Annotated in this window: 9 protein-coding genes and 5 pseudogenes; 6 read left to right on the forward strand and 8 right to left on the reverse strand. The window is 41.9% G+C overall.

Annotated elements, in window-relative coordinates; all coding sequences use genetic code 11:
• Positions 1-35 precede the first annotated feature (35 nt).
• Positions 36-598 (reverse strand): annotated as a pseudogene (locus RDY04_RS07860) (transposase); the annotation flags it as partial.
• A 29-nt stretch (positions 599-627) separates the two neighbouring features.
• Between RDY04_RS07860 and RDY04_RS07865 the strand changes: the two are divergent.
• Positions 628-886 (forward strand): annotated as a pseudogene (locus RDY04_RS07865) (transposase); the annotation flags it as partial.
• Between the two features lie 121 nt (positions 887-1007).
• On the opposite strand, the pseudogene rpsD reads toward RDY04_RS07865, so the two are convergent.
• From rpsD to RDY04_RS07895, 6 genes and pseudogenes are all read right to left on the reverse strand, one after another.
• Positions 1008-1634: pseudogene (gene rpsD, locus RDY04_RS07870) on the reverse strand (30S ribosomal protein S4).
• Between the two features lie 199 nt (positions 1635-1833).
• Entirely contained in the window at positions 1834-2886 is a 1053-nt protein-coding gene (locus RDY04_RS07875) for a HAMP domain-containing sensor histidine kinase (protein WP_295495645.1), read from the reverse strand.
• Positions 2886-3581 carry a response regulator transcription factor gene (locus RDY04_RS07880; RefSeq protein WP_303953466.1) on the reverse strand — a complete coding sequence of 232 codons (696 nt, stop codon included), beginning with the start codon at positions 3579-3581 and terminating at the stop codon, positions 2886-2888. Before RDY04_RS07880 ends, RDY04_RS07875 begins: the two co-directional genes overlap by 1 nt.
• A 123-nt stretch (positions 3582-3704) precedes the next feature.
• Positions 3705-5936 (reverse strand): SSURE domain-containing protein, encoded by a 2232-nt coding sequence (locus tag RDY04_RS07885; protein WP_303953469.1) that lies wholly within the window; start codon positions 5934-5936, stop codon positions 3705-3707.
• A 225-nt stretch (positions 5937-6161) separates the two neighbouring features.
• Positions 6162-6314 (reverse strand): annotated as a pseudogene (locus RDY04_RS09635) (ISL3 family transposase); the annotation flags it as partial.
• Between the two features lie 617 nt (positions 6315-6931).
• A complete protein-coding gene (locus tag RDY04_RS07895) occupies positions 6932-7471 on the reverse strand; it encodes a TetR/AcrR family transcriptional regulator (RefSeq protein ID WP_303953488.1) in 540 nt (179 codons plus the stop codon).
• A gap of 132 nt (positions 7472-7603) precedes the next feature.
• Between RDY04_RS07895 and RDY04_RS07900 the strand changes: the two genes are divergently transcribed.
• The 3 genes from RDY04_RS07900 (at position 7604) to RDY04_RS07910 (ending at position 10141) form a co-directional block, all read left to right on the forward strand.
• Positions 7604-8503 carry a cation diffusion facilitator family transporter gene (locus RDY04_RS07900; protein ID WP_303953472.1) on the forward strand — a complete coding sequence of 300 codons (900 nt, stop codon included), beginning with the start codon at positions 7604-7606 and terminating at the stop codon, positions 8501-8503.
• 246 nt (positions 8504-8749) lie between these two features.
• Positions 8750-9103 carry a stress response transcriptional regulator NmlR gene (gene nmlR / locus RDY04_RS07905; RefSeq protein ID WP_303953475.1) on the forward strand — a complete coding sequence of 118 codons (354 nt, stop codon included), beginning with the start codon at positions 8750-8752 and terminating at the stop codon, positions 9101-9103.
• The gene (locus RDY04_RS07910) at positions 9104-10141 is read left to right on the forward strand and encodes a zinc-binding dehydrogenase (RefSeq protein ID WP_303953478.1); all 1038 of its coding nucleotides are present in this window, start codon (positions 9104-9106) and stop codon (positions 10139-10141) included. It abuts the gene before it with no gap.
• An 11-nt stretch (positions 10142-10152) separates the two neighbouring features.
• On the opposite strand, the gene RDY04_RS07915 is transcribed toward RDY04_RS07910, so the two are convergent.
• The gene (locus RDY04_RS07915) at positions 10153-10302 is read right to left on the reverse strand and encodes a hypothetical protein (protein WP_303953480.1); all 150 of its coding nucleotides are present in this window, start codon (positions 10300-10302) and stop codon (positions 10153-10155) included.
• Positions 10303-10434: 132 nt separating this feature from the next.
• Between RDY04_RS07915 and RDY04_RS07920 the strand changes: the two genes are divergently transcribed.
• Together RDY04_RS07920 and RDY04_RS07925 are read left to right on the forward strand one after the other, a co-directional pair.
• A complete protein-coding gene (locus RDY04_RS07920) occupies positions 10435-11151 on the forward strand; it encodes an ABC transporter ATP-binding protein (protein ID WP_303953483.1) in 717 nt (238 codons plus the stop codon).
• A 1-nt stretch (position 11152) separates the two neighbouring features.
• Positions 11153-11683: pseudogene (locus RDY04_RS07925) on the forward strand (ABC transporter permease); the annotation flags it as partial.

The following is an 11683-nucleotide window of genomic DNA, read 5'->3' on the forward strand; positions in this document are numbered from 1 at the left end:
TTTGAATGTTCAGAGTGATGAAAACATGCTTCCTAAAGTTGATAGAGGTTAGAATAATTAGCGAGTTCTTCTGAGAAATTCAGTGTCTTCTCAAGGACTTCATGTGGACTTAAGGTTTGGCCGAATGTCTTTGAATAAAAAGAGTGAGAGATAACTTACGGCTGTCCTTTTGGAAGAGTCGCCAGTGCTTTTTCAAGGCTCGATAGGGTAGTGACTTCTTATCAAACTGGTTCATAATGGTAATTCTTGTCTTTTAAAAAGCTCTACCGAGGTGTTGGATGATGTGTAAATGATCAATAATGATTTCGGCGTTTGGGAAAAGTCTACGAGCTAGTGGGATATAGGCTCCAGACATATCCATCGTGATAAACTGCACCTTTTGTCGGACTAGATTTGAAATTTGGTGGTCTTTATCAACGATTGATGTCTCAGTCACCGTGACTAGTCTACAATTTTACACTGGAAACGAAGCTTTTTAAGATGCAGTAGTGTTGGTATTCCAGTTTTGCTTGAACCTCGATGTAGATATCTTTTTCAAAAACAAGAGAGGTAATGATGTCAGGGTCTCTAACTCTGTGGTATTCTTAATAGGTCTCATAAGTTCTTCCTAATGATGGTTTCGTCTTCTATCATCATTTTTTAGAGGATAAAGGAATCCAGCCATTTATGTCATGTAAGGGTAGTAGCCCGGATAATGGCATAATGGAATCTTTCTTTGGCATTCTTAAGTCCGAAATGTTTTACGGTTATGAGACGACATTTCAGTCACTTGAGCAATTGGAATAAGCTATTGTAGACTATATTGATTATTACAACAACAAACGCATTAAGGTACAAACTAAAAAGAATTAGTCCTATGCAATACAGAACTAACTCCTTTGTGTAAATTAATTGTCTAACTTTTTGGGGTCAGTACAAATAAGGCTGAACCCAAAAAGGTACACCCTCTTACTATACAAAATTTAGTCATAAGTAACTAAAAGGGTAGTAAAAAGAAACAAAGCACTCTAGGAAAAATACCTAAAGTGCTTTTTGTTGTAGAAGTCAACGACAAGTGCTTCGTTGATTTCTGGGTTGATTTCGTCGCGTTTTGGCAAGCGGGTCAATGAACCTTCCAAATTCTCAGCGACTAATGATACGAGTGCTGGACGTACAAGAGTAGCTTCTACTGCTTCAAGGATTGCTGGAACTTTCAATGATTTTTCACGAACTGGGATCACTTGACCTAGAGTTACGCGGTATGATGGGATATCAACGCGTTTTCCGTCAACAAGGATGTGACCGTGGTTTACGAATTAACGAGCTTAACGACGAGTAATCGCAAGGCCGAGACGGTAAACAACGTTATCCAAACGACGTTCCAAAAGAAGCATGAAGTTGAAACCTAGGATTCCGCCTTTGATTTTTGTAGCTTGTACGAACAAGTTACGGAATTGTTTTTCAGCTACACCGTAAGTGAAACGAAGTTTCTGTTTTTCAGCCAATTGCAAACCGTATTCTGACAATTTAGAACGGTTGTTTGGTCCGTGTTGTCCTGGTACGCAGTTACGACGTGCCAATTCTTTACCTGTACTTGTAAGTGAAAGGGCAAGGCGACGAGCTTGTTTCTAAGATGGTCCTGTATAACGTGACATGTGAATGTCCTCCTGATATAAATAATATTTCGGTGGAAATAGTCACTTAGGAAGCCCTGATTCGTGCAGATGCCCTTCGCCTAAACAGCTAAGGTTACTTGTCATAAGACAAGTAACCTGTTGACGAGCTTCATGCTTTCCTGTTGCAATTTCACACAAAGGCTATTGCAACAGGAAAAGCTGGATTTGTAAAGGGGGGTTAAGCTTTATTTTCACTACCAGAGAGATTGAGAAGGAGGGTAAAGGTGCTTCCTAGACCGTACTGGCTGCTGACTGTAATTTCCCCACCCAATTGATGGGCCAATTCACGCGCAATCGCAAGTCCTAAGCCATGACCACCTGTTTTCATGTTACGCGAAGTTTCTACACGATAAAGGCGTTTGAAAATATTCTCCAAGTCCTCTGGGGCAATTCCCTGCCCCTCATCGGTCACACTGATTGAAAGCTGGTTTTTCTCCAGCTTAGCTACCACCTCCAGCTTGGTTCCTGGAGCTGAGTATTTAAAAGCGTTATTGACCAGATTCACCAAGATGCGAGAAAGTTTGGCATAATCTCCCTCAATCCGGGCAGACTCTGGGATCACCTGCAAGTGGACATCTCGCTCCTCCTGCTCAATCAAGAACTGAAATTCACTCATGCACTCAATCAAAAGCTGATCCAGAAAAATGCTGTCTTTGCTGGTAGTCTCTACCTGATTTCTAGCTGTGTTTAGGGTCAAAAAATTCAACTCCTCAACCAGTTTATTGAGTCTTTCAGTCTGACGCCCAATGGTTGCTAGATAATGGTCCTGTTCTCCTTCCTTGATAACCCCATCCAAAATCCCTTCTACCGTCGCTTGGATCGAAGTGATGGGGGTCTTGATATCATGCGATAGCTGAGCAATCATTAATCCCTTTTCTCGTTCGCTTTCTTCTAATGAATCAAAGGTCGCCTGCAAATCATGGGACATTTCATTGAAAGCTTGGCCTAATTGTTGAAATTCTACAGGGCCTTGAACCTCTAGATTTGAAGGAAAATCCTTGTCTGCTACCCGCTTGGCATGTTCCTTAAGTTTGGCCAATGATGTAAAGACAGGCGATAGGAGAAAGAGACTAATCCCAGCACCGACAAGGCTGGCAACGATGGTCATTCCAAGCAGAAAGTAAATCTCGCTTTTCTCAATCAGCATTTTTTGAACAGCCCAAAAAACCACGATAATCGTTAGGAGTGTTGAAATGACATACCCCACTAAAATATAACTTTTTAATTTCATTAACTACCTCGTGCTTTCTCAATTTTGTAGCCCAACCCCCAGACGGTTTTGATAGTAGGCGTTTCTACACTGGCATGTTTAGCCAACTCCTGTCGAAGAGCATGAATATGAACATTCAAGGTATTGGTATCATCCACATAGTCTTCTTGCCAGACCTTTTCATAGAGGTCTGTCTTAGAGAAAACCCGCTCTGGATTACTAGCTAAAAGCCATAGGAGTTCGAAGGATTTGACTGTCAAATCAAGCGCCACATCTCCGACTTGGACCTCATGGCTACCGTGATTCATCCGTAAATCTCCGAGACTGACGACCTCTGTCTCACCTCCACGATGAAGGCGACGTAAGATATTGTGGACACGCAAAACCAGCTCACGAGGGCTAAAGGGCTTGGCAATAAAGTCATCTGCCCCCAAGCTCAGACCATAAATCTTGTCCTGCTCGCTTGTCTTAGCCGTAATAAAGAGAAAAGGCTGATCTGGAGATTGATACTGAACTTCACTAATCAAATCATAACCATCCATCCGAGGCATCATGATATCTGTAATAATCAAATCAATCACTTTTCGCTTGAAGATTTCCAAGGCCTCTACTCCATCATGAGCCACCAAAACCTGATACCCTGCCTGAACCAGATAGCGTTGATGAATATCTGTGATTTCTACCTCGTCGTCAACGAGTAAAATTGTCTTTCCCACCTGTATCTCCTTTGAAAAAAACAGTGTTATACCACAATAGTATAACACTATTTTAATCTCTTTACGAACATTCTAAACGATATCTGGATTTTTCAAATCCTAGATAGGAAGTCTGTAGCAAGACTAGTCATTTTCCTCTTTTTTAGCTTTCAAACCGAGGCCACCTAGCAGGCCGGCCAAGGCTAATCCAAAGAATCCAAGAGTAGCCATTGATGTTTGAGCTTCACCAGTATATGGAAGCATGTCTTTTTTGCCTTTCATTTGATCAGCCATCATTGGACTTGATGCCTTGTTATTAGCTGCCATCTTGCCTTCATCAGACATTTTGCTTGAGGTTACCATAGGCTGGCTAGCATTCATGGTTTTGTCCTGCTCTTTGTTAGGCATCATCTTATCTTGGCTAGCAACTAGCATTTTGGATTTCATCTCATCTTGATGAGCACTTGGCATTTGAGCGTTTATCTTAGATGCATTTTGATGACTATTCATCATTGGAGCCGGCATAGCTGAACCATTAGAAGATGGGACGAAGCTTGATTGCATAGGAGTAAGAGACTGATGTCCATTCAAGTTCACTGTCAAATCCTTAGTCGCTACGAGATTACTCAAGTCTGCCTTGCCGTCTTTTGCACCGTACACTTTGATAGTTGCCTTGTAGCTTTGCGTACCGTTTTGTTTCAAGAGGTCAAGAAGATCTTTATCAGATTTGCCTTGGGTACCGGCCAAATCTACTTCATAGAAGTAGAGGCCTTTGCCCAATTTTTCTACTGGTGGAAGGGCGGGGTTTTTGGCTGAACCGTTGTCTGACCATGGAGCCTTGTCTGAAGCTTTCAAGATAAGGCGTGTCAACATGCCGTCACCAGCGAAGAATTCGTATGGAATGACTTGGTTGACACCGGCTGTGAATGGGCCTGGGAAGTTAGCTTTATCCAAGTATGTAGCTGGAACATCCACTGTATCTTTGGTGTTGTCAGCCACACCTTTTTGAACTTCAGCTGGAGTGGTTAAGCCGTTCAAGTTGACATCCAAATCCTTAGTCGCTACTAGATTACTCAAATCAGCCTTGCCATCTTTAGCGCCGTAGACTTTGATGGTAGCTTTATAGCTTTGAGTGCCGTTTTGTTTCAAGAGGTCAAGAAGTTCTTTGTCTGATTTGCCTTGAGTGCCGGCCAAGTCTACCTCGTAGAAGTAGAGGCGTTTGCCCAATTTCTCTACTGGTGGAAGGGCCGGATTTTTAGCTGAACCATTGTCGGACCATGGAGCCTTGTCTGAGGCTTTCAAGATAAGGCGTGTCAACATGCCGTCACCAGCGAAGAATTCGTATGGAATGACTTGGTTGACACCGGCTGTGAATGGGCCTGGGAAGTTAGCTTTATCCAAGTATGTAGCTGGAACATCCACTGTATCTTTGGTGTTGTCAGCCACACCTTTTTGAACTTCAGCTGGAGTGGTTAAGCCGTTCAAGTTGATATCCAAATCCTTAGTCGCTACAAGGTTGCTCAAGTCGGCCTTGCCATCTTTCGCACCGTACACTTTGATGGTAGCTTTATAGCTTTGCGTACCGTTTTGTTTTAAGAGGTCAAGTAACTCTTTATCAGATTTTCCTTGGGTGCCTGCCAAATCCACTTCATAGAAGTAAAGACCTTTACCCAAGTTCTCTACTGGTGGGAGAGCCGGATTTTTAGCTGAACCGTTGTCTGACCATGGAGCCTTGTCTGAGGCTTTCAAAATCAAACGAGTTAACATACCGTCACCAGCGAAGAATTCATATGGAATGACTTGGTTAACACCGGCTGTGAATGGACCAGGGAAATTGGCCTTGTCCAAGTATGTAGCTGGAACATCAACCGTATCTTTAGTGTTGTCGGCCACACCTTTTTGAACTTCAGCTGGGGTGGTTGCTGGTTGAGCTTCACTTGCTTCACGGTCTTGTCCAGAGACGGCAGGCGCAGGATTTGTCGCAGGTTCAACCACATCTTCTGTTTCTTTCTTAGATTCTGATTTTGCTTGCACTTTTTCTTTTGGTGCTACTACTTGGTCTTCAGCAGTCACATCCGCTTTTTCTGGAGAGCTTGTAGTATCCAAGCTTGCTTTAGGTGCTGAGTTTACCTGTTCTGAAGGAAGAGCTGTATCGACTGCTTCTTTGAGAAGTTCAGCTGGTAAGTCGCTCTTTTCACTCACCGAAGCAGCGTCTGGTACGACTTGAGCAGGGGTCGGATTGACGACATCGGCATGTGCAGAACTTGGTTGCCCAACTAGGACAAAGAAGCCACTAGCCACAACAACTGAGGCAACACCGACACTGAGACGGCGAATAGACCAACGAGTATATCTTTGATTTTGATTGAATTTCATAGGATTCTCCTTAGAGTTTTTCTTTATTTGATGGCTCTAGTATAATATCCTAAAATAAAAAAGGCTTAAGGAAAAGTTAAATTTTTCCTTAAATGCCTCTTATAAAATACTTATATTGATTCATTAATCATTGGGGAAGAAAGCAGCCTTCCTATCCAACTCACTCAGCTCTGTTAGAGTATCCAAATGTTAGTTATTAATCACCGCCATGATATAGGTATCTGCCTGTAAGAGGTCATAGTGCTTTCTAAGTTCTTGAGAGTATGAAAGCAGCTTTTCTAAAATCTCTTTATTGGTCAAGTGTGAGCGAAAAGTCGGGGGATAAGAACGTCTATCGCTGAGTTTACTACTATCCTGTTGAATGAGTTTCCAGTTACGAATGACTGTCGAAGTAGAGACAGATAGACTGTCTGCGATAGCCGTCATAGGGACTTTCTCGATTAATTTTTGAGTGATTTTCTGGTTGACGATGGTCGCGATTTGGTGATTCTTTTTATAGTAAGGCTAACAAGATAGTAAGTACCAGTACGGTTTCAATTCGAATCAGATGGTGGGCTGGATGGAAGTTTTCTTTTCGTTTGCCATTCCAATAGGATCCGTCGTAAATCACCCACAACCAATCAGCCAAAGAGATAGTGCGATAATCAGCAAAAAGAAGTTGAGGATAAATAATAAGATCGCAAGCATACTTCCGAAAAGGAGAAGCCGATTTCCTAGAGTATTCTTACATTTTCTTAATTTTGAAAGGCTACCTGATAAATAAACCAGGACAAAAACAAGTGCTAAGAAGACTGAAATAAGGTAAAAAAGTAGCAAACTTGTTTTCTTAACTAGGATACTTAAGGTAAATGTAATGTGATAGTGTTAAGATCTTTACTTAACTTAGTTTGTGACTCTTCTTATGAATAACTATAAATGAAAGAGAATGATTGACAAAGATAAGTGTTAAAGTGATAAAAGAGGAGCAATAAAGATTGATTGGTACGTTATGAGGTTCATTTAGAGTTTGCATGTAGTATCTCCGAATAAAACTGGACAACTTCTTGTTCGCTATAGGACTTGCCTTTTTTCAACCACCAGCTGAGGGTTTCGATAAAATTGGTAACGACCATGTGTTTGAGATAGGAGTGGGGGATGCTTGGATGGGCCTTGATCAGTTCATCAGCCACCATCGGGTAGACATCATGTTCTAGCTCTTTTCGCAGTTGCCGGATAAAATAATCGTTTTTGGAGAGCAAGAGACTGGTCACATGGTCTTGATTTTTCTTGAAATGCTGGAAGATATGAGCCAGGTAGTCTTGTGGAGAGAGGTGTTCAGCACGCTCAAAGAGATGGTGAAAGAGCTTTTGGCAGAGTTCATCCAGCAGTAACTCCTTACTCTCGTAATGATTGTAAAAAGTTGAGCGCCCCACATCGGCTAAGTCAATGATTTCTTGAACCGTGATGGCCTCATAGTCTTTTTGGTTGAGTAAGTGTAAGAAAGCCTGATAGATAGCTTTTCGAGTTTTGGTGATGCGACGATCCTTAGCTGTCATTTGGACACTTTGAACAAACTGTTCAGTAACGTACACCCTAAACAGTTTGCGCCTATCCTTTCTGTAGTGAATGTTAGATAATGATAATGAACAGGATGTTCATGAATCTATTATAGCAAAGGAAATAGGATTATGAAGTCAAAACATGCGGTCTGGTTGGCCTTTTTCTTGAATCTTAGCTATGCCATTGTCGAGTTTATTGCGGGAGGGATTTTTGGTTCCAGTGCAGTCCTTGCTGATTCCGTTCATGACTTGGGGGATGCGATTGCGATTGGGATCTCCGCCTTTTTGGAGAGTATTTCCAATCGTGAAGAAGATAGCCACTATACCTTGGGCTACAAGCGTTTTAGCCTTTTAGGGGCCATGGTAACAGTAGTGATTCTCATGACAGGGTCCGTTCTGGTTATTTTGGGAAATATAACGAAACTCTTTCATCCACAACCAGTCAACGATGAGGGAATTATCTGGCTAGGAATCATAGCCGTCAGCATAAATGTGCTGGCGAGTCTCGTCATTCGCAAAGGGCAAACCCAGAACGAATCCATTCTTAGTCTGCACTTTCTGGAAGATACCTTGGGTTGGGTGGCTGTCATCCTAATGGCCATTGTTCTCCGATTTACCGACTGGTATATCCTAGATCCGCTCTTATCTCTAGCTATTTCCATCTTTATTTTGTCAAAAGCTATTCCACGTTTTTGGAGCACGCTTAAGATTTTCCTCGATGCCGTTCCAGAAGGAGTAGATATACAGAAGATCAAGAAAAATTTGGCAGAGTTGGACCATGTCGCTAGTATCAATCAACTCAATCTTTGGACCATGGATGGTTTGGAAAAGAACGCCATTGTCCATGTTTGTCTGGAGCATGTCAAGCATATGGAGGTCTGTAAAGAAGCGATTCGTACCTTGCTTAAAGATTGTGGTTTTCAAAACGTCACCATTGAGGTCGATGAAGATCTGGCGACTCACCGAGTCCATAAGAGAAATATTGAAGAGTTGGAAGTGGAGAGTGAGCAGGAACATGGATTTCATTAGTACAAAATGAAGAATGATTGAGTGCCTATGTTATTTGAACTAGAGTTTTTTTCTTTCCTGTTTAAATATTTTTATAGTTTGGTACTATAAGAGCTCTGTATAGACCTCATAAATATGATTGTTAACTAAAAAAATTTTTCTATTAGATGCCAAATGATTGACTTAGAGTCAACTCGAAGTTATATAATAAGATAAGTGAGTTAGAATAGCTTAAACTCAGTGAATAAAATGAGAGGAGGTTAGTGTATGAATATTAAATCAGCCAGTGATTTGTTGGGAATTTCAGCGGATACGATTCGGTATTATGAACGGGTTGGTCTTGTACCACCAATTACTCGAACCGCGACGGGGATTCGTGATTTTAAAGAACATGACATAGAAGCTCTGGAATTTATTAAGTGTTTTCGTTCGGCAGGTGTCTCGGTAGACAGTTTAGTTGACTATATGTCGCTCTACCAAAAGGGGGATGAAACGAGAGAGGAAAGGCTTGGTATCTTAGAAGAGGAAAAGAAAAAATTAGAAGAGCGCTTGTCTCAGTTACAGGCTGCTTTAAATCGATTAAATCTCAAAATAAAATATTACAAGGAAGGAAAATTTTAAATGAAATCAGCAGTTTATACAAAAGCTGGGCAAGTTGGTATAGCAGAAATTAATCGTCCGCAAATTGAGGCAGCCGATGATGCCATTATCCGCATTGTTCGTACTTGCGTTTGTGGATCTGACCTCTGGAGTTACCGTAATCCCGAAATTGAAGAAGGGCATAGAAATAGCGGTCATGAGGCTATCGGAATCGTCGAAGAAGTTGGTGAAGACATCACTACTGTAAAACCAGGTGACTTTGTTATCGCCCCTTTCACCCATGGTTGTGGAGAGTGTGATGCCTGTCGTGCCGGTTATGATGGGACTTGTGACCGCCATATCGGCACCAACTGGTCTGGTGGCGTACAGGCTGAGTATATCCGTTTCCATTTTGCCAATTGGGCACTTGTGAAAATTCCAGGTCAACCTTCAGATTACAGCGAAGGCATGCTCAAGTCACTTTTGACGCTAGCAGATGTTATGCCGACGGGCTACCATGCGGCGCGTGTGGCTAATGTGCAAAAAGGCGACAAGGTTGTCGTTATCGGGGATGGGGCTGTTGGCCAATGTGCTGTCATTGCAGCTAAGATGTGTGGTGCATCGCAAATCATCCTCATGAGTCGCCACGAAGACCGTCAACAAATGGCCTTGGAGTTCGGTGCGACAGCAGTCGTCGCTGAGCGTGGGGAAGAAGGCATTGCCAAGGTCCGTGAAATCCTTGGGGGAGGAGCAGATGCAGCTCTTGAATGTGTGGGTACTGAAGCAGCAGTGGATCAAGCACTTGGGGTGCTTCACAATGGTGGTCGTATGGGATTTGTTGGTGTTCCACACTATGAAAATCGTGCCATTGGATCAACCTTTGGACAAAATACAACGATTGGTGGCGGACCAGCATCTGTCACAACCTATGATAAACAAGTTTTGTTAAAAGCTGTTCTGGATGGCGACATCAATCCAGGACGTGTCTTCACCCATAGCTATAGCTTGGACGAGATTGATCAAGCTTATAAAGACATGGATGAACGCAAGACCATCAAGGCTATGATTGTACTTGAGTAACGAGAAAAATTCTAGTAGATGATTTCTGCTAGAATTTTTTGGTTTGGCTTATATAAAAAATGTGTGAAATAAACTTCCCTTGCTAAGGTCATCAAGGTCGCGATTGTGATGACAATGGTTGGATAGGCAGAGAAATGAAGGGAGAGAGCTAGTCCAGTCATAACCACCCGTGAAAACGGGTGGTTATGACTTTTCTGAAAAAAGTTAAATTTTCCACTTGACAAGTGAGTGAACACTCACTACAATATCACTTGTAATCGAAAGTGAGTAAATACTCACTAAGGAGGATGCATATGAAAACATTGCTACATTTACAAGATTTACAAAAATCTTTTGGTCAACAACTTGTGTTAAACCACGTTGGTTTTGAATTACAGTCTGGGGAAATTATTGGTCTAATCGGTCCTTCTGGTGCTGGTAAATCAACCATGATTAAAATCATGTTAGGGATGGAAAAGGCAGATAGCGGTATCGCTTTAGTCTTAGACCAGACCATGCCCAATCGTCATATTCTGGGAGATATAGGCTATATGGCCCAGTCAGATGCTTTATATGAAGCTTTATCAGGACAAGAAAATTTGGAATTTTTCGGTCAGCTCAAAGGTCTCTACAAAAAAGCCTTAAAGGATGAAATTGCTCATGTGGCTCAAGTAGTAGAGCTAACAGACCACTTAAGCAAGGCGGTATCAGGTTATTCTGGAGGCATGAAACGACGTTTATCGCTAGCCATTGCACTCTTAGGAAATCCGCAGCTCTTGATTTTGGACGAACCAACTGTTGGAATCGATCCTTCTCTTCGTAGGAAAATCTGGAAAGAGTTAATTACACTCAGAGACAATGAGGTAGGAATATTGGTTACAACCCATGTCATGGATGAAGCAGAGCTGACAGATAAGGTCGGCCTCTTGTTGGGCGGTAAAATCATTGCTTTTGATACACCATCCAAGCTAAAAGAAACTTATGGCGTTTCAAGCATTGAAGAAGTCTTTTTGAAAGCAGAAGGAGAATGAGATGAGAACCCTTGCCATTGCAAAAAAAAGTTATCAAAGAATTGCTTCGTGACAAACGAACCCTTGCCATGATGTTTGTGGCTCCAGTCTTTATCATGTGGTTGATGAACCTCATGTTTTCGGCTAGTACAACCGTGAACGTCAAGATAGCAACGCAGGATCTACCAACTAGTTTGGTAAGTAGAATGGATGACTTAGACCATGTCAGTGTGAAAACTTACAAAGACTTAGATCAAGCCAAAGAGGCTTTAAACGATGAAAAAGTAGATGCAGTTATCTCTTATAAGGATGGGGAGTACCATGTAGACTATGCCAATACAGATGCCTCTAAAACTTCGGTGACCCGACAAGTATTACGCACGAGTATCGCCAGTGAAGACACCAATCAATTATTAACTCGTGTGAAGCAAGCTCTTCCACAATTACAGCTAGAGGCAAAATCTCCTGAAATTAAGCAAGATTATGAATATGGTAACGAGGACACCGGCTTTTTTGCTAAAATGATTCCAGTCTTGATTGGATTTGTGGTTTT

Origin of the sequence: uncultured Streptococcus sp., from assembly GCF_902463925.1 — a bacterium.
Classification (GTDB): Bacteria; Bacillota; Bacilli; order Lactobacillales; family Streptococcaceae; genus Streptococcus.